Origin of the sequence: Bacillus sp. N13C7 (assembly GCF_026790065.1) — a bacterium.
In the GTDB taxonomy this organism is placed as follows: Bacteria; Bacillota; Bacilli; order Bacillales; family Bacillaceae; genus Bacillus.
Map to the genome: position 1 here is coordinate 1 of NZ_JALAMO010000016.1, position 18381 is coordinate 18381.

At 46.9% G+C, this 18381-nt stretch carries 15 protein-coding genes and 2 pseudogenes; 5 read left to right on the plus strand and 12 right to left on the minus strand.

Going from position 1 to position 18381, the window contains the following annotated elements; genetic code table 11:
- Positions 1-40: 40 nt before the first annotated feature.
- Entirely contained in the window at positions 41-1171 is a 1131-nt protein-coding gene (locus MOB98_RS16245; protein WP_268361500.1) for a DEAD/DEAH box helicase, read from the minus strand.
- A 171-nt stretch (positions 1172-1342) separates the two neighbouring features.
- Between MOB98_RS16245 and MOB98_RS16250 the strand changes: the two genes are divergently transcribed.
- Positions 1343-2899, plus strand: coding sequence for an ABC-F family ATP-binding cassette domain-containing protein (locus MOB98_RS16250; protein ID WP_021481222.1), 1557 nt, complete (start codon positions 1343-1345; stop codon positions 2897-2899).
- Positions 2900-3017: 118 nt separating this feature from the next.
- Here the strand turns inward: MOB98_RS16250 and MOB98_RS16255 are convergent.
- A pseudogene (locus tag MOB98_RS16255) lies at positions 3018-3171 on the minus strand (hypothetical protein).
- A 396-nt stretch (positions 3172-3567) separates the two neighbouring features.
- Between MOB98_RS16255 and MOB98_RS16260 the strand changes: the two are divergent.
- Positions 3568-3763: pseudogene (locus MOB98_RS16260) on the plus strand (GNAT family N-acetyltransferase); the annotation flags it as partial.
- A 35-nt stretch (positions 3764-3798) separates the two neighbouring features.
- On the opposite strand, the gene MOB98_RS16265 reads toward MOB98_RS16260, so the two are convergent.
- The 6 genes from MOB98_RS16265 to yfmT all read right to left on the minus strand — a co-directional run bounded on the left by MOB98_RS16265 (position 3799) and on the right by yfmT (position 10531).
- A complete protein-coding gene (locus MOB98_RS16265) occupies positions 3799-4989 on the minus strand; it encodes an MFS transporter (protein WP_268425365.1) in 1191 nt (396 codons plus the stop codon).
- A gap of 66 nt (positions 4990-5055) precedes the next feature.
- Positions 5056-5478, minus strand: coding sequence for a MerR family transcriptional regulator (locus tag MOB98_RS16270; RefSeq protein WP_268361496.1), 423 nt, complete (start codon positions 5476-5478; stop codon positions 5056-5058).
- 127 nt (positions 5479-5605) lie between these two features.
- Positions 5606-6052 carry a YfmQ family protein gene (locus MOB98_RS16275; RefSeq protein ID WP_268361495.1) on the minus strand — a complete coding sequence of 149 codons (447 nt, stop codon included), beginning with the start codon at positions 6050-6052 and terminating at the stop codon, positions 5606-5608.
- 122 nt (positions 6053-6174) lie between these two features.
- Complete coding sequence (locus tag MOB98_RS16280; RefSeq protein ID WP_268361494.1) at positions 6175-8064, minus strand: ABC-F family ATP-binding cassette domain-containing protein; 1890 nt, start codon at positions 8062-8064, stop codon at positions 6175-6177.
- Positions 8065-8198: 134 nt separating this feature from the next.
- Entirely contained in the window at positions 8199-9059 is an 861-nt protein-coding gene (locus MOB98_RS16285; protein WP_268361493.1) for a methyl-accepting chemotaxis protein, read from the minus strand.
- 14 nt (positions 9060-9073) lie between these two features.
- Positions 9074-10531 (minus strand): benzaldehyde dehydrogenase, encoded by a 1458-nt coding sequence (yfmT, locus tag MOB98_RS16290; protein WP_268361492.1) that lies wholly within the window; start codon positions 10529-10531, stop codon positions 9074-9076.
- A 248-nt stretch (positions 10532-10779) separates the two neighbouring features.
- Between yfmT and MOB98_RS16295 the strand changes: the two genes are divergently transcribed.
- From MOB98_RS16295 to MOB98_RS16305, 3 genes are all read left to right on the plus strand, one after another.
- Entirely contained in the window at positions 10780-12165 is a 1386-nt protein-coding gene (locus MOB98_RS16295) for an amino acid permease (protein ID WP_268361490.1), read from the plus strand.
- A 90-nt stretch (positions 12166-12255) separates the two neighbouring features.
- Positions 12256-12963 carry a YjjG family noncanonical pyrimidine nucleotidase gene (locus tag MOB98_RS16300; protein ID WP_268361487.1) on the plus strand — a complete coding sequence of 236 codons (708 nt, stop codon included), beginning with the start codon at positions 12256-12258 and terminating at the stop codon, positions 12961-12963.
- Between the two features lie 108 nt (positions 12964-13071).
- A complete protein-coding gene (locus MOB98_RS16305; protein ID WP_268361485.1) occupies positions 13072-14301 on the plus strand; it encodes an MFS transporter in 1230 nt (409 codons plus the stop codon).
- Positions 14302-14332: 31 nt separating this feature from the next.
- Here the strand turns inward: MOB98_RS16305 and MOB98_RS16310 are convergent, their stop codons facing one another.
- Genes MOB98_RS16310 through MOB98_RS16325 form a run of 4 tightly spaced genes read right to left on the minus strand, consistent with a single transcriptional unit; the run spans position 14333 to position 18378 of the window.
- The gene (locus MOB98_RS16310) at positions 14333-15268 is read right to left on the minus strand and encodes a putative nucleotide-diphospho-sugar transferase (RefSeq protein WP_268361483.1); all 936 of its coding nucleotides are present in this window, start codon (positions 15266-15268) and stop codon (positions 14333-14335) included.
- Positions 15269-15282: 14 nt separating this feature from the next.
- Positions 15283-16446: a glycosyltransferase family 2 protein gene (locus tag MOB98_RS16315; protein ID WP_268367211.1), complete on the minus strand. Its 1164-nt coding sequence runs from the start codon at positions 16444-16446 to the stop codon at positions 15283-15285.
- Between the two features lie 28 nt (positions 16447-16474).
- Positions 16475-17386 carry a putative nucleotide-diphospho-sugar transferase gene (locus MOB98_RS16320; RefSeq protein ID WP_268363018.1) on the minus strand — a complete coding sequence of 304 codons (912 nt, stop codon included), beginning with the start codon at positions 17384-17386 and terminating at the stop codon, positions 16475-16477.
- A gap of 23 nt (positions 17387-17409) precedes the next feature.
- A complete protein-coding gene (locus MOB98_RS16325; protein ID WP_268363017.1) occupies positions 17410-18378 on the minus strand; it encodes a GDP-mannose 4,6-dehydratase in 969 nt (322 codons plus the stop codon).
- Positions 18379-18381: the final 3 nt, after the last annotated feature.

Genomic DNA, 18381 nt, shown 5'->3' on the forward strand with positions numbered 1-18381 from the left:
CATCGTTTTCTCTACAAGCTGGGGCTTTTCGCCCTCCTTTTTATTTCGTCTTCAATTTTCCGCCGGCATACACAGCTTCACTCAGCTCCACGCCAAGCTTCTTCGCCATTTTTTTCAGCTTTGATTCCTCCAGTTTTGTAACGAGGCTCAGCACATTGCCCTCTTTTCCGGCACGGCCTGTTCGACCTGATCTGTGAACGTAGCCGTCTTCGTCAGGAATATCTGCATGAATTACGTATGGCAGGTTTTCAATGTCTAAACCGCGTGCAGCAATGTCAGTCGCCAATAAAAGCGGAAACGCTCCGTCTTCGAATGCAGCAATGATTTTAGCCCGCTCCATTTTTTTCGCCTCACTGTGCAAAACGCCGAGATCAACGTGGTGATAGGCCAGCTTTTCCGCATATACACTCAGGTTGCCGATGTCTCTCACAAATACGAGCGCCTGCATGCCTTCGAGCCTTGACAGCTTTTGCAGCAGCTTCACTTTGTCGCGCTGGTCGCAAATCAGATATTGATGCTTCACTTTTCCAGCTTCCGCCTTGCTTCGCTGTACCTTCAATACCTCAGGCTCTTGCGCCAGTTCGCGAAGCACATCCTCTGTTTCCTTTTTGAGGGTGGCTGAGAAACAAAGAAGCTGCCGGTCTCTCAATGTCGTTTTAATGATTTGCTTGATCGTTTCGCGATGCTCCGGCAGGATAAGCTGATCCGTTTCATCAAGCACGATCGTTTTCACTTCATGCATTTTGAGTTTCTTTGCTTTAATCAGCTCAAATACCCTGCCTGGCGTACCGACGATGATATGCGGGTGTTTTTTCAGCTTTTCGACCTGCTTCTTCACATTCGCCCCGCCGATTAAGGAAGCCGCGCGCAGCTCTGAGCCCGCTTTCCAATCCTGAATCACCTGAAAAATCTGCATCACCAGCTCACGCGAAGGCGCTAAAATGACTGCCTGCGGATGCTTCTGGTCCGGCTTGATCCGCTCTAAGACCGGCAGCGCATACGCCAGCGTCTTGCCTGTGCCTGTCGGCGATTCCGCAATAACATCCTTTCCGTCCATAATCAGCTGGGCTGCCTGCTCCTGAACAGGGGTCGGCTTTTGAAAGCCGGAAGCATTCCAATTCTCTTGTATAAATGATTGTGCATTATGTAAAAATGGCCAAGTTTGCGTCATTTTGTTCTCCTCAATTCCTGAAATCTATTCCATAGTATCTCAAAACCTCGCCCGGAACGCAATTTTCTTTTTCTTTCCTATACCTTTCAACATTCCGAATCCTCCTTTATAATCAAAAGGGTGAATATTACACGCCGATTGTGCGTGTTTGATAACGATAGAGGTGTAAACATGAGTATTTTATCTGTAAAGGATTTAAGCCACGGCTTCGGGGACCGGGCTATTTTTAATAACGTTTCCTTCCGCCTGTTAAAAGGCGAGCACGTCGGCTTGATCGGCGCAAATGGTGAAGGAAAATCAACCTTCATGAATATTATTACCGGAAAACTTGAACCTGATGAGGGAAAAGTCGAGTGGTCAAAAAATGTCCGTGTCGGCTATCTCGATCAGCATACCGTGCTGGAAAAAGGAAAATCCATCCGTGACGTCCTGAAAGACGCGTTCCATTATTTATTTGCGATGGAAGAGGAAATGAACGAGATTTACAACAAAATGGGCGAGGCTGATCCCGACGAGCTCGAAAAGCTGCTTGAAGAAGTCGGCGTAATTCAAGACGCGCTGACAAACAATGATTTTTATGTCATTGATTCCAAGGTGGAGGAAATCGCCCGCGGCCTCGGCTTGAGCGATATCGGATTAGAGCGTGATGTCACTGATTTGAGCGGCGGACAGCGCACAAAGGTCCTTCTCGCCAAGCTGCTCCTTGAAAAGCCGGAAATTCTGCTTCTCGATGAGCCGACCAACTATCTTGATGAACAGCATATTGAATGGCTGAAACGCTATCTGCAGGAATACGAGAACGCGTTCATCCTGATTTCCCATGACATTCCGTTCTTAAACAGCGTCATCAACCTGATTTATCACGTAGAAAATCAAGAGCTGACTCGCTATGTTGGCGACTACCATCAGTTTATGGAAGTCTACGAGGTGAAGAAACAGCAGCTTGAAGCGGCCTACAAAAAGCAGCAGCAGGAAGTCGCAGAGCTGAAGGATTTCGTTGCCCGCAACAAAGCCCGTGTCAGCACGAGAAACATGGCGATGTCCCGCCAAAAGAAACTCGATAAGATGGATATGATCGAGCTGGCGGCAGAAAAGCCAAAGCCGGAATTCCACTTTAAGCCGGCGAGAACGTCAGGCAAGCTGATTTTTGAAACGAAGGATCTCGTGATCGGTTACGATTCCCCGCTGTCCCGTCCGCTCAACCTCCGCATGGAGCGCGGCCAAAAAATCGCCCTTTACGGCGCAAACGGAATCGGAAAAACGACGTTGCTGAAGAGCCTGCTTGGCGAAATCCAGCCGCTTGAGGGCTCTGTTGAACGCGGCGAGCATCTCTTTACCGGCTATTTTGAGCAAGAGGTTAAGGAAACAAACAACAATACGTGCATCGAAGAGGTATGGAGCGAATTCCCTTCTTATACGCAGTATGAAATCCGTGCCGCACTGGCAAAATGCGGGCTGACAACAAAGCATATCGAAAGCCGCGTCTCCGTATTAAGCGGAGGAGAGAAAGCGAAAGTCAGATTATGCAAGCTGATCAATTCAGAAACAAATCTGCTGGTGCTCGATGAGCCGACAAACCACTTGGATGTCGATGCCAAGGAAGAGCTCAAGCGCGCCCTCAAAGAATACAAAGGCTCCATTCTGCTCATTTCCCACGAGCCCGACTTTTATATGGATATCGCGACAGAAACATGGAACTGCGAGTCTTGGACGACGAAAGTGCTTTAAATTGAAGAAAACCCGCCTGCTGAAGGGCGGGTTTTTTACTGCCATTTTTTCTGAACGATTCTCAAAAGCTCTCTGTCTTTTAAAATGAGCTGCGATGGCGATGTGAATTCATCAAGTGTCAGCTCTCTTTTGGCAGACAGTTCAAAGTCCTCCTCATCAGCCCAAGCGGTGAACCATTCAACCGAAAAGCTGTTTTTCATGACGCTGTGTATGTATTGATAGAGCGTTTCCAAACACTTCAGATCATATTCGTCTGGCTTTGTCGTATCCATGGCAAACGTCCCCTCTACAGCATGAACCATCACTTGATATGGCAATCGTAAATGAACGGATACATTATCGGCCTCTTCTAGATAAATACCCGGCGCATCAATGCCAGACCGAAGCGGATGCCCTTTCCGTGAACGTCGTTCTTGCTGACCGAAAAAACCGGGTTCTAAAGGGGTTTTAGCTGTTAAATAGTAAAATTGTGTCATAAAGACTTTCCTTTCCTGCACCAATTCGATTATGATGCCATTATAACGAATAATACATACTGACCGTAAAGGGTACTAACATGATCAACGGCAAAAAAAGAATTCAATGTAGATGAACTTCATTACATTATTTGATCAGCTCGTGCAGAGGATGCATATAAGCTGTCTGCTTTAACATTGGAAAATTGATGGATATGCGTGTTAAAAGAATTTTGGGGCTATGGCATCAAGAAACATCTTTTACAGCAGTCTCTCTTGGCCGGATACCAACGTCCTTTCACTATATAAAACATACGGATTTGAAGCAGAAGGAATCTTAAAAAAGGAGAAATTGCTTTCTGACGGAAATTACTACAATACGGTAGTAATGGGGAGATTCCACGATTAAAAAAAGACACTGCATCTGTGCAGTGTCTTTCGCCATTAATGTCCCGCCTTAATTCCGGCATGGTGTTTACGTCCCATGAGAAGGACAAGCATGCCGACAAAAACGACGATACCGCCTACTGTATATGGTGTGCTTGCGGTAAAGTGTTCTGACAGCATTCCCGCAATCCACGGAGCGAGCGCGCCGCCGATGAAGCGGACTGAGCTGTAGGCTGAAGACGCGATTGAACGTTCAACCGGCGCAGAACCCATCACAGCTGTTGTCATGATCGTGTTGACCATACCGAGGACAGCACCGGCGACAACGATACATGTAATAATCAACGTCTGATGCTCTGTCCAGATGCCCATGATGATCAGAATGACCGCAAAGGCGATAAAGAGAACAACCAAGGAACGCACTGTGCCTAACGCTTTGTGCACGAGCGGCGCCGTAAAGACTGATGTAATGGCCAGCAGAAGGCCCCAGCCGAAGAAGACATATCCGAGACCGTGCTCATCTAAATCCAGAACGAACGGAGAATAAGCGAGCAAAATAAAAAATCCAAAGTTGTATAAGAACGCCGATACCGCCATTGTCAGAAGGCCTTTATATTTGAGTGCCTTCATCGCATCAAACACTCCGACGCGTTTCGCCGGTTTCTGCAACTTCGGAAGCATGAAAGAAATCGCGATTAACGCAATAAACATCAGGACAGATACTCCGAAAAACGGTGCTCGCCATGAAATGCTTCCAAGCTCTCCTCCTGCTAGCGGCCCGACAGAAATCCCGAGACCGAGCGCAGCCTCATACAAAATAATCGCTTGGGCACTTCCTCCGACTGATACGCCGACGATAACTGCAAGCGCTGTTGAAATAAACAAAGCATTACCTAATCCCCAGCCGCCGCGATACCCGACTAACTGAGCGATTGAGCTTGAGCTGCCGCCAAGCCCCGCAAACACAATAATAAAAATGAGTCCTAGAATTAACGTCCATTTCGCGCCGATGCGGCTGGAAATGGCTCCTGAGAAAAACATCATAAATCCGGTAACGAGCAAATAACTTGTAAACAAGAGTGATACTTCACTAGGTGAAGCATGTAATTGTGCGGCAATGGCCGGAAGAATTGGATCGACCAGCCCGATTCCCATAAAGGAAATCACACAGGCAAATGCCACAGCCCATACCGCTTTCGGCTGGCTGAGCAAGCCTGTTTTCTGATTCACTTGTTTCGTCTTATCCATTTGACCTGACCTCCATCTTTATTCCATTAAAAGAAACGCTACAAAAAATAGCGTTTAACAAACGTTTCATTCGATTGATTGAATGGCACGTTCCGCTTTATTTTTCATGCCTTGCAGGCGTTCTTTAAAGCTTTGGAATGTGCGGATTTTCTCATCAATCAAATTCAGCTGGTGATTCAGGGTTTCCTGAATTTCCTCCAGTTTTTCTTTCCGTTCCTTAGGATCCAGTGACAACAAATACCCCTCTTTGTTTAACTCTAGCTGGCGGCTGGTTTCCATGAAATGCTGAAGCTCCTGAAGGGAAAAACCGAGCACCTCTTTTGTGCTGATGACTTTCTCAAGCTCCTCCATATCATCCTCTGAATAAAGCCTTACGCCGCCGTCTGTCCGTTTCGGCGCCGGAATCAAGCCGATTTCTTCATAAAAACGGATGGTCCGCTTTGTCAGCCCGCTTCGTTTGGCTACTTGATCAATCTTCATCCATTCCAAGGTAAATCCCCCTTCGCCGTTTCTGTTCCCATTATACACCTTTTGAACCTTAACGTAAACGTAAAGTTTTGAAAAACAAGAAAGTGCAAGACGAGCGTCATAAAGCACCCGTCTTGCACTTTCTTGTTTAAGCTAAACTTCCTGTCACTGACAGAGTCTGCTTTTGAAGGCTATCAGAAAGCAATTGATACGCAATGACTTTCTTCTTGTACTGTTTCACGACGTCGATATGGTCGCCGTAGCGGTATACAAACAGCTTTACATCTTTTTTGCCTTTTTTCGTATCTATCACCAGCGGCGTACCGCCGTTTTTCGGATGTAAATAACGCTCTTCGTCACCTGGATAAATATAATATTTTTCCAGAAAAACAGCTTCGTTAAATTGTTCAATCACTTTCTGCTTCTCTTCACCCTCGAGACGTTTTCCATCTATAGAGAGAACAGCATGTTCGTCACTCAGCTTGGCGTGTACCTCGAATTTTCCGAGCAGCCATTCCATGACGCCTGTTGGAAGACAGGTTAATACGATTTTTACCAGACTCATGAGAATTAACATCACGATCGTCCATGTCATACTTCATCATCTCCGTTAGTTTTCCATGTGCCGCTGACACACAATTTCATCCTATCATAAGCAGGGCGCTTCGTTTTTGTCCATTATGTGAAAAAAACGCGGCCTTCTGCGGGCCACGTTTTTTAGCTTTCCAGCTCTTCTATCATAAGAGACAATTCTGTCCAGCGGTCCATAGCAGCCTCAAGCTCTTCCGCCGTTTTCGCCTGCTCGGCCATCAGCTCTTGGATTTTTCCGAAATCGCTGCCTGCTGCAGCGATGTCAGCTTCGAGCTGCTCATGCTTTTCTTCCAGCTGGGCAATTTTATCCTCAATGCCGTCCCATTCGAGCTGATCTTTGTAAGAAAGCTTTTTCCGTTTTTTCTTCGGCTCAGCTTCAGCCGGTTTTTCATCAGCTGCCGGTTTTTGGGCCGCTTTTTTCGCTTTTGACTCCTCCATATAGTCGCTGTAGGAGCCTTGGAAGCGGGAAATGACGCCATTTCCTTCAAACACAATTAAACGGTCGACGACACGGTCAAGGAAGTAGCGGTCATGGGATACGGTGATGACGACGCCAGGGAACTGGTCGATATAATCCTCGAGGACGCTTAATGTTTCAGTATCCAAATCGTTCGTCGGCTCATCAAGAAACAGGACATTCGGCTCCTGCATGAGAACCTGAAGCAAGTATAAACGGCGTTTTTCCCCGCCGGACAGCTTGCGGATATACGTCTGTTGCATCGAACGCGGGAAGAGGAAACGCTCCAGCATTTGTTCAGCTGTAATGATATCGCCATCCGCCGTTTTTACGACCTCCGCCGTTTCTTTTATATAGTCAATAACCTTTAACTCGCCATTCATTTCACTATGATCCTGGGTATAGTAGCCGATTCTCACAGTCTGTCCGATCGTAATATGGCCGCCGTCAGGCGTATGACGGCCGGCAAGGGTGTTTAACAGGGTTGTTTTTCCGATGCCGTTCGGTCCGATAATCCCGATCCGTTCACCCGGTATGACCAATTCATTAAAGCGGTCGACAAGCATGCGGCCGTCATAAGCGATCATGATGTTTTCCGCTACAATGACCTGTTTGCCTAGACGGTGGGAGCCAATCGCAAAGTCGAGTGAGCCCGATGACTGAGGGCCTTTCTGCTCCTTAAGCGCCTCCACTCGGTCAATTCTCGCCTTTTGCTTTGTGGAGCGTGCTTTTGCTCCCCGTCTGAGCCAAGCCAGTTCACGGCGCAGCAGGTTTTGCCGCTTCGTTTCCTTTTGCTCAGCCTGCGCTTCCCGTTCCGCGCGTTTTTCTAAAAACACTTCATAGTTGCCTTTGTATGTGTAGAGGCTGCCTCGTTCGAGCTCATAAATGCGGTTCGTGACACGGTTTAAGAAATACCTGTCATGCGTCACCAGCATGACGGCGCCGGGATATTGGCTTAAATATCCTTCAAGCCACTCAATTGTTTCATTATCCAAATGGTTCGTCGGCTCGTCTAAGATCAGCAGGTCAGCGGGCTGAATTAAGTTTTTGGCAATGGCCACCCGTTTTTTCTGGCCGCCTGAGAGCTCGTTGACCGGCTTTGTAACGTCGTTGACGCCTAGCTTAGACAATACGGTTTTTGCCAGGGTGTTCGCATCCCACGCGTTGTTTGCGTCCATTTTCGCCTGTGCCGCAAGCAGGTGCTTCTGGCGCTGTTCATTTTCAGGATCTTTCCCAAGTTCATACAGCGCTTTTTCATATTCACGCATGGTTTTCATCACAGCCGATTCACCGGAATAGATGTGCTCAAGCACAGTTTGTCCCGCAGGCAGCTCCGGGTCTTGATGAAGAAATTCGACGCGCACGCTGCCCGATTTCATGATTTCTCCCTCTTCGATAGATTCCAAGCCGGCGATCACTTTCAGCAGCGTTGATTTTCCTGTTCCGTTCGGCCCGATTAATCCGATTCTCTCATTCTCTTCAATATGAAAGGAGATGTGGTCAAATAATGTTTTATCTCCGTATGTTTTATAAAGATGTTCTGCTTTTAATATGCTCATGGTTCCTATCAATCCTCACGTAAGTTCATGTGTACATTTTAAATCAGCTGCTGGAATAAAACTAGTAAAACGTCAGGCAAATTTCATGGAAATGCGGGATAAGAAAAAGACCGGGGACAGTTGTCCCCGGTCTCTTACTCTTCCTCAAGCGCTTTTTCTGCCATTTTTGCAAGATGCTGCGCGCTTCCTGAAATCTCCTGCATCGTAGCGGAAATTTGTTCAACGGCAGCGGCTTGTCCATCCGTATGCTGGTTGATTGACTCTATTGATTCCTCCAGCCCTTTCAGCAGGCTGTGGATTTTTTTCGTGATTTGATCAATTTGGCCGACATTTTCTTTCGAGTGTGTTGCTAGCTTTCTGATCTCATCTGCCACGACAGAGAAGCCTTTTCCGGACTCTCCAGCTCTCGCCGCTTCGATCGCAGCGTTCAAGCCGAGCAGGTTGCTTTGGTCAGAGATGCCTTTCACGGTTACTGAAATATCGGCGATTTCACCGGCACTTTCGCTTACCTTTTTCGCCTGAGAGGAAATGCCCGACATTTGGGTTGAAAACCCGTTGATAGATTCAGAAATGTCGGAAATGGCAGCAGCCGTTTGTTCAACAACAGCCGATAAGCTTTCTGCCACATCATGAAGCTTAGACGACTCCTCAAGGCTCGTTCCGAGGCCGACGCCCCCAATGACTCTTCCATTCTCGTCGTGAAGCGGGATGGCACGGGCAATCAATGGGAAACCGAACAATTCTTTCGGCACCATGCTCGTCTTCTTCTGGTTGCTGCGGATGGCATCTGTGATAATATCCCCTTCCTGCAGCGGATCGCCGGCTTTTACGTTCAGCGAGAAGGTTTTGGCCGGTATATTCACGAGCAGTTTTTCCGTATCGTAAATGCCGATTGTAATATCATCTTGGACCAGGCTGTTTAAATAAGGGGCTACTTTGATAAATGCATCCAGAAGATCTGCGGTTTCTTTTTCCGTTTTAATGCTCAATTCCATTCACTCCTTTTTTATTAGTAAGGAAAGCTTCGTTTTTCTTGCTGAACTGAGATCCATTTCAGCGTTGTAAATTCTTCGAGGCTCCACTCGCCATTCAAACGGCCGAGGCCTGATTGCTTTTCACCGCCGAAGGCAACATTCGGTTCATCATTAATGGTCGTGTCATTGACGTGAATCATGCCTGTTTCAATGCGTTTCGCAAAAGCAACGCCGCGCTCAAGATTTGACGTATGTACGGCACCGCTCAAACCAAACGGGGTTTCGTTTGCGATATCTACCGCTTCATCTTCTGAATCAAACTTCATAAAGGAAACGACAGGTCCGAACAGCTCTTCCTTGGCAATGCTCATGAACGGTTTAACGTCTTTTAAGATCGTCGGTTCTACGATCGTCCCGTTAAATCCCCCAAGCTTCACTGGAACAGCGCCTTCTTCAATCGCTTTCTCGACAGATTTCATCAGTCCGTCCGTCTGTCTGCTGTTGATTAAAGGCCCGATAATCGTATCAGGATCCATCGGGTCGCCGACCTTCAGCGATTCCACTTTTGCCTGATACAGTTCAAGGAACTTATCATAAATTGATGAGTGAACCAGTACGCGGTTGGCTGACATGCAAATCTGTCCCTGGTGTGTAAATCGGCTGAACACCGCCGCATTGACCGCATATTCTATATCTGCATCCTCAAGTACGATGAAGGCGCTGTTGCCGCCGAGTTCAAGAAGCGGCTTTTTAAAATGCTTCATCGCAAGCTGGCCGATGTAACTGCCGACTTTCGTAGAACCTGTAAATGAAATGATCCGCGGCACTGGGTGTTCAACAAAGCTGTCTCCGATTTCTGCAATGTCTGTGACAACAACATTCAGCAGCCCCTCTGGAATTCCCGCGTTCTCAAAAATTTTCGCAATCAGCGTACCGCCGCAAATCGGCGTTTCCTCATGCGGCTTTAATACGACGCCATTCCCGGCTCCAAGCGCGGGCGCCACTGATTTCATAGATAAAAAGAATGGGAAGTTAAATGGACTGATGACACCGACTACACCTGCAGGCACGCGATATAATCTGTTTTCCTTTCCGTCTATTGTTGACGGAAGAATTTTGCCTTCCATGCGGACAGGGAACGTTGCCGCTTCTTTTATGATGTTTTTGACAAGACCGATTTCAAAAGCTGCTTTGAGCCTTGTTCCGCCAAGCTCTTCCATAATCAAATAAATGATGGCTTCTTCGTTCTCTTCGATATACGTGACGGCTTTTTCTAAAATGGTTCTTTTCTCGAACGGATTGACCGCATCCCATTTTTTCTTCGCCAGCGCCGCTGCCCTGTACGCTTCATCTACATCGTCAGCAGTCGCTTTTTGAAAGGTTGTGAATGTTTTTTGAGTATAAGGATTTTTGTTTTCCAGTACATTTGGGCTGCTGCCCTCCTGCCATTTTCCGCCGATAAACTGTTTATTCAATTCTTCATATTGAAACATGGTCAGCATCTCCTTTTTAACCGCAAGTCGAAATATGGGCGATTCTATTTTTTCTATCGGTTCACCCTGCATAAAATTGAATATATGATTAGTAAAAATTACTATACTATGATACGCCAACGCTTTTTTGTTTCTATCTTTTAAAGCAGAAAAATATATGATTGACTGCGCCAAATTTCGACAATATAATACAACAAGAACTGTATATAATGATTAGAATATTTTGAATTTTCCAGGAGGAACTTTTGATGAGTTCATTATTTAGAAAAAAACCGCTTGAAACATTGAGTGCGCAGAGCAAGTCAAAAAGCCTTGCCCGTACGTTAAGCGCATTTGATTTAACCTTGCTTGGCATCGGTTGTGTCATCGGCACAGGGATTTTTGTCATTACAGGAACAGTGGCAGCGACCGGTGCAGGTCCCGCTCTCATCATATCGTTTATTTTAGCGGGGCTCGCCTGTGCGCTTGCTGCCTTCTGCTATGCTGAGTTTTCGTCTTCGATTCCGATATCGGGAAGCGTGTATTCATACTCCTACGTAACACTCGGAGAACTGCTCGCCTTTTTGATCGGATGGGATCTCATGCTTGAATATGTCATTGCACTGTCGGCGGTTGCTACCGGCTGGTCGTCATACTTTCAATCACTGCTTGCCGGCTTCAACCTTCATATTCCGGCCGCATTGACAGGAGCGCCGGGGAGCACCCCGGGCGCCGTATTTAACCTTCCGGCTGCAGTGATCATTCTCATCATCACTGCGATTGTCAGCAGAGGCGTCAAGGAAAGCACTCGCTTTAACAACGTCATCGTACTGATGAAAATCGGGATCATTTTATTGTTCATTATTGTCGGCATCGGCTATGTCAAACCGGACAACTGGTCTCCTTTTATGCCATTCGGGATGAAAGGCGTCATTCTGAGCGCGGCAACTGTGTTCTTCGCGTATCTTGGGTTTGACGCGGTTTCTAACGCTTCAGAGGAAGTGAAAAATCCGAAAAAAAACATGCCCGTCGGCATTATTTCAGCCCTTGCCGTCTGCACGGTTCTGTACATCACGGTATCCCTTGTGCTGACAGGCATGATGCCTTATACAAAATTGAATGTCGGAGATCCGGTGTCCTTTGCACTGAAATTCGTCGGCCAGGACGCGGTTGCCGGAATCATTTCTGTCGGCGCCATTATTGGGATTACAACGGTTATGCTTGCTTTGCTGTACGCTCAGGTCCGTTTGACATTTGCCATGAGCAGAGACGGTCTTCTGCCCGGGTTGTTCGCAAAGGTTCATCCGTCCTTTAAAACCCCGTTCCGCAACACATGGCTGACAGGTATCGTTGCAGCGGGGATCGCCGGCTTTATTAATCTCGGAACGCTGGCTCATCTGGTGAACATGGGAACGCTTGCCGCGTTTACCGTCATTTCGATTGCAGTCATTGTGTTAAGAAAGAAACATCCAGACATCAAAGCGTCCTTCAGAGTGCCGTTTGTTCCGGTAGTGCCGATTATCAGCGCGGGCATCTGCCTATGGTTCATGTACAGCCTTCCCGGCGTCACATGGCTTTCATTTGTGATTTGGATCGCTGTCGGAACGCTGGTTTATTTTCTGTATTCAAGAAAACACAGCTTATTAAACAAATAATCTCTTTTAGCCGGCGGTGCCTCACCTGCCGGCTTTTTCCTTTTTTTATGTGCTATACTTTGAGTACTTCATGAAAAGGGAGATACACAGATGAAACAATACCGCACTTTATTATTTGATGTAGATGATACCATCCTCGATTTTCAAGCGGCAGAAGCTTTAGCGCTGCGTTTGCTGTTTGAGGATCAGAACATTCCTTTAACAAATGACATGAAGGCGCAGTATAAAACGATTAATCAAGGTCTCTGGAGAGCCTTTGAAGAAGGTAAGATGACTCGGGATGAAGTCGTGAATACCCGTTTTTCCGCTTTGTTCAAGGAGTGCGGTTATGAAGCGGACGGCACTTTGCTTGAGCAAAAGTATCGCAGCTTTCTCGAAGAAGGGCATCATCTTATTGACGGCGCCTTTGATCTCATCTCAAATCTGCAGCATCAGTTTGATTTGTATATCGTGACAAACGGCGTGTCAAAGACACAATACAAGCGCCTCCGTGATGCAGGATTATTTCCGTTCTTCAAGAATATTTTCGTTTCTGAAGACACAGGCTTCCAAAAGCCGATGAAGGAGTATTTTAATTACGTATTTGAACGGATTCCCCAATTTTCCGCGGAGTACACATTAATCATCGGAGATTCACTGACAGCTGATATCAAAGGCGGACAGCTCGCCGGGCTTGATACTTGCTGGATTAACCCTGGCAATAAGCCAAACGAGCCAGAGATCCTGCCAACCTATGAGATTCGCAAGCTTGAAGAACTGTACCCCATTTTAAAGATCGAAAATCCCGTCAGCTGCTAATCAAGCTGACGACGCTTTTAGAAGAGTCTTTTTTCCTCTTGATAAATTCTTCACCTTATGAATAATATGGTGATATGCTTTGGTTATAGATGTAAGGAGGAGACTCATTTGGCTATTGCCGCCCCGCTAAAAGAAAAAACAGTTCAAAAACCCGGCACCACGGTGTATCCGATTTTGATTATCATCGGAATCTGCCACATGCTCAACGATTCGCTGCAAGCCGTAATTCCGGCCATGTTCCCTATTTTGGAACGCTCCATGAGCCTGACATTTACACAGCTCGGCATCATCGCTTTTACATTAAACATGGTATCATCCGTCATGCAGCCTGTCGTCGGCTGGTATACCGATAAACGGCCGCGGCCGTACGCGCTGCCAATCGGTCTGACCGCCAGCATGCTCGGTATTTTGGGCCTGGCATTTGCCCCGTCATTTGTAACGATTTTATGCTGTGTGTTTTTCATCGGATTAGGCTCGGCCATTTTCCATCCGGAAGGCTCCCGTGTGGCGTATATGGCCGCCGGCACAAAACGCGGGCTCGCCCAGTCGATCTATCAGGTAGGCGGAAACTCAGGCCAGGCGATGGCGCCTCTGATCACCGCGCTGATCCTTGTGCCGCTCGGACAATTCGGTGCCGTTTGGTTCACGCTTGTCGCCGCGCTCGCTGTTATGTTTCTGCTGTATATTGCGAAATGGTATGCTGTACGTCTCGGAAGCCTTGCCCAGCAGTCCGGCAAACAAAAGAAAACGGCTGAAAACACAGCCATCACCAAATCTGTAGTATCTGCTCTTATCATTATTATATTTCTCATTTTTGCGCGTTCCTGGTATACGAGTGCGATCGGCAACTTTTACACGTTTTACGCGATGGATACATATCACGTAAGCATTCAGCAGGCACAAAGCTATATTTTTGTCTTTTTGCTGTTCGGCGCTGTCGGCACGTTTCTCGGCGGCCCGCTCGCAGACCGTTTTGGAAAACGCTTCGTAATCCTCGGTTCGCTGCTGTGCTCTGCGCCGCTGGCGATTTTGCTGCCATTTGCCGGCCCTGTTCTCGCCTATGGCGTGCTTGCCTTGATTGGCTTGATTCTGATGTCAAGCTTTTCCGTAACAGTTGTCTACGCACAAGAGCTAGTTCCTGGAAAAATCGGCACAATGTCCGGTTTGACTGTCGGGCTCGCCTTCGGAATGGGCGCGATTGGCGCTGTTGCGCTGGGCGCTCTGATTGACGCCGCGGGACTGACTCCGACAATGATTGCCATTGCCTTTCTCCCTGTTCTCGGCATCCTTGCCTTCCTATTGCCGAGCGATCAGAAGCTGAGAGAATGGCATAGCTGAAAAACCCCTCGCCATGCGGCAGGGGTCTTATTTAATCCAGCTGGATAAAATGAGTGTCAGGCACTGCGTGCTTCGGGATAAAGCCGTCCGCAAAGTCCGGGAATGCAGACTGTATTTCGTCAATCCATCTTTTCAGATTCAACACATACGGTATATAAATCATTTCAATTGTCGCTTCATCTTCAATCCGGTAATACCAGCAAAGATTAAACTCATTTTCCGTTACCAGTGTAAACCCGGAGAAATGGTAGAAAATCAGGGGCGTTTCATCTACATACACGCGGCCGTCCTTTTGCGCGACCTTATAGTTCTCGATATTCCAAAGCGCTGTATTGGCTCCGATTGATTTGACAACATGCACACTCTTATACTGCGCCGGCCATTTCTCCACATATCGTTGATCGCCGTACGTCTTGCGTTCTGTATCCATTTCTACCGTGCAAAATGCAATGCAGTCTTGTCTCCACTGCCACACCGCTTCATAGGCTTCCTTCGTATTTCCGGCACCGACAAATCCTGTGTTATAGCGGCCGGTCCGTTCATAGTAGGACATGAAACGCAGTGAGTTGCGGTGATCGGTCAAATACAGAGAAGCTGTTGGGTTCTCCGCAAAAATACATGCCGGATCAGCAAAGAAAAACAGATCGGTATCCATATGGGCAAAGTAGTCAGCCTCATTCCATTTGCTCATGACATGGAATAAAAAAGCAGGCTTCAATGTCCAGCAATATTCATGAAACGTTCTGTTGCTTTTCGCTTTCAGCAGCTCCGGATCTTCCATTTCATGCAGCTGCACAAAGGTTACATGCTCCCATGGGACGTGCTGAAGCAATTCATATGCCTTCTGATCGACACATAACACATACAAATGAAAATTATCACAATGCTCATGGAGAGAATGAATCATGGGCATAAGCTTAAAGATATGCGTCCTTGACACTATCGTTGAAAAATGAAATGTACTCACCATACCACATCCAATTATCTAAGATCCACGTGCAGCAAATCGTTGACAAGCGCATACAATGCGTTGGCAAAATCATTCACGCCTAGCTTTTTCTTCGCTTTTGGGAGAAGCTTGCGAACGGTTTGTAAATCAAAGCTGTTCGCCGTCATCCTTGGGGCTTTCTTTTGCCAATCCGGGTCAATGTTGCGCTCTTTGACAACATGAAGCAGCTCAAGAAACAGATTCAGCAGCATGTCATATTTTTGAGATTCCAGCAGCTTATGAATATCAGCCATGATTCTGTTCGTCATGTCAGGAGGAAACGGCCCGTTAAAAGCGAGATGAACACCTAAGGAGCGGATGTTATTGTATTTATCGCACATATAGGCAATGTTTGCCCGAATATCGTCTACAGACTTACAATTGCTCGGGTGCTCCTGATGAACACTGACAATATCGCGATGCAGCCTGAAGGTCAGTCCGGCCTGATGAAGCCTGATCCCGAGGTCATAATCCTCAAACCCGTACCGCACAATACCTTCATCAAATAAACCGAGATCAACCACATGGTTGCGTCTAACAGAGGAATTATTCGTGATAAAAAAGCGCCATGGCATATGATAGCCTTTCAGGTCATCGCCGTACTCATCTAGAATCCGCTTGAGCACGTCAATAAACTCGGTATCGAGGTCAAAGCTTTTGTCCAGGAAGCTCCCGTTTTTGATCTCCTCTTCCATCAGCAGCTTTTGTTTGTCTTTCTTCGGCATTTCGTCTACAAGCTTTGCGAGCTGTTCTTTATGTTCATCTTCAAAGCGTTCATAATAAAAGCTATAGATCCGTTTCCAAAACAAACCGCACACGACGAGATTCTCTACGTTCTCATGGGCTTTGATATGCTTTGCCACAAGGTCCTTTGCCGCAAGCATATCGCTGTCATGGAAAATCAGGATATCTCCTCTGGCATTGCGAAGCGCCTGATTTCGCCCGTACGCAATGCCTCTGTTTTCTTTAATACGTGTAAAGATCAGCGGAAAATCCGCTTGAAACGACTCAAGCATCGAGAGCGTCCCGTCCTCAGAGCCATTGTCCGCTACAATGACTTCAAATTCTTCATCGCACTCCTGCTGGTTTAAAGACAGAAGGCTGTTATAAAGACGCTCCTTTGAATTATATGCAGGAATAATAACGCTTGCTTTCACTTCATATTCACTTCCTGTATTAAATCATTTATTTGTTATCATCTTTTGAAGCAAAACCGTTAAATTCAGGGTCTAACGTTTTGATGTGCTGAATGATATGCGGGAGTGTCTCTTGATACAGCTCATGGACAAACGGCAGGTCTGTGCGGGTTGTTTCATGAATCTGTTTGATTTCATTCATGCTGACGATTCGGTATCCGCTGAAATGGTAAAAAATCAGCGGGCTGCCATCCTCAAGCACGATTCGGCCATCATTCCAGGAAAACGTATGCTGCCCGTAGTTCCAGTGGCCGATGTTCACACCGGGTGTCGTAATGTCACACACATTCGGAAACAGCTCAGACATATAATCCAAATAGCCCTGATCACCGAATTTCCCTTCACCAGGTGCATTTTTGCACTCCTCAAGACAGCGTTCCTTCCACCACTCCAAGCAATCCGTGCCGGCTTCATCATGCTTAAAGCTGATAAAACCGGAGTTATACCTGCCCAAAAGCCGCTGGAGCATGTCAATCTGCTCTTTCTCAAAGGATGGGATTACGATATCCCCCCGTGAAAGCAGCACCGAGCAATCTGGCTGGTTTTCAAAAATCGGCGATGGATCGGCGTAGAAAAATAAATCTCCGTCAATATACGTCACACGCTCCAGCTCGGGATTGCTGTTCAGCACAGCTTGCAGAAAAATCGGCTTCATCGTCCAGCAGTACTCGCTTTGATCTCTTGATCCCTTCAGCTTCTGAAGCATTTCATTTTCAAGCGCAGACACCGGCACAAGGTTCAGCTGCTTCATCTTCAGCTTCTGTAAGACGCGGTGCGTATCTTCATCCATGCACAGGATAAAAATGGGACTATCTTGATCCACCTGCTCTAATGACTTAAATAGGGCGACTGCCTGATATAATCTCCCTTTTGATAAAACGGTGCAATATGCGCTGGTCACAGTCATGTTCACCTCGTTTCACATTACTTTTTGAAGAATTCCGTATACCACTCAATCGTTTTTTCAAGTCCTTCATCAATGGTGTAAGCGGGTGCCCAATTCAGCAGCTTTCTTGCTTTTTCCGCGGATAAATACTGATGTTTGATTTCATTGCTTCCCTGGTTCAGCACCTTTGGCTTTAGGCTGCTGTTCATTTTCTTCAATATTTTTTCTACCAGCTCAAGGACAGTCAGCTGGATTTCATTGCTGAAGTTAAAGGCCTCTCCGGCAAGGTTGTTTTCTTCCATTTTTTCTGCCAGAAGCAAATAAGCCTGAACAGCATCCTCAATATAGAAGTAGTCACGGACAAAGGTGCCGTCACTGCGGATTTCCGGCGCTTCGCCGTTCAGCACAAGCTGAATCGTCTGCGGAATGATGCGGTTGAAGTTCAAATCCCCGCCGCCGTACAGGTTCCCGCAGCGCGTAATGCAGACCGGAAGCCCGTACGTGTGGAAATAGGTGTGGCTAATCAAATCTGCACAGCTTTTTGAGACATCATACGGATGCTTGCCTTGCAACGGCATATTCTCATCGTACGGAAGGTTTTCTTGATCGCCATAAGCTTTATCACTTGATGCGACAATCACCCGCTTAATTAATGGATGCTTCCGGCAGGCTTCGAGAATATTCCACGTGCCAAGGATATTCGCTTCAAAGGTAGAAATCGGATTGCGGTTTGCCACGCCGACAATCGCTTGTGCAGCGAGGTGAAAGACTGTATCAATTTCATACTCGCCAAGCGCTCGTTCAATCACAGGCAAGTCTTCAAGAGAGCCACGCACGATGTTCATTTTCTTGATATGGTCTCCCTGATAAAGGTTGGATTGCGGCACATGATCTCTGACAAGCCCCGTAACATTTGCGCCCTGCTCAATCAGCTCTTTCACCAAGTAGCTTCCTAAAAGACCTGTACACCCCGTGACAAATACGTTTTTATTTTTCCAGAAACTCAAATC

Coding starts and splice junctions, on each gene's coding strand:
- MOB98_RS16245 (WP_268361500.1), bottom strand. CDS start 1,171: ATGACGCAAACTTGGCCATTTTTACATAATGCACAATCATTTATACAA.
- MOB98_RS16250 (WP_021481222.1), top strand. CDS start 1,343: ATGAGTATTTTATCTGTAAAGGATTTAAGCCACGGCTTCGGGGACCGG.
- MOB98_RS16265 (WP_268425365.1), bottom strand. CDS start 4,989: ATGGATAAGACGAAACAAGTGAATCAGAAAACAGGCTTGCTCAGCCAG.
- MOB98_RS16275 (WP_268361495.1), bottom strand. CDS start 6,052: ATGACATGGACGATCGTGATGTTAATTCTCATGAGTCTGGTAAAAATC.
- MOB98_RS16280 (WP_268361494.1), bottom strand. CDS start 8,064: ATGAGCATATTAAAAGCAGAACATCTTTATAAAACATACGGAGATAAA.
- MOB98_RS16285 (WP_268361493.1), bottom strand. CDS start 9,059: ATGGAATTGAGCATTAAAACGGAAAAAGAAACCGCAGATCTTCTGGAT.
- yfmT (WP_268361492.1), bottom strand. CDS start 10,531: ATGTTTCAATATGAAGAATTGAATAAACAGTTTATCGGCGGAAAATGG.
- MOB98_RS16295 (WP_268361490.1), top strand. CDS start 10,780: ATGAGTTCATTATTTAGAAAAAAACCGCTTGAAACATTGAGTGCGCAG.
- MOB98_RS16300 (WP_268361487.1), top strand. CDS start 12,256: ATGAAACAATACCGCACTTTATTATTTGATGTAGATGATACCATCCTC.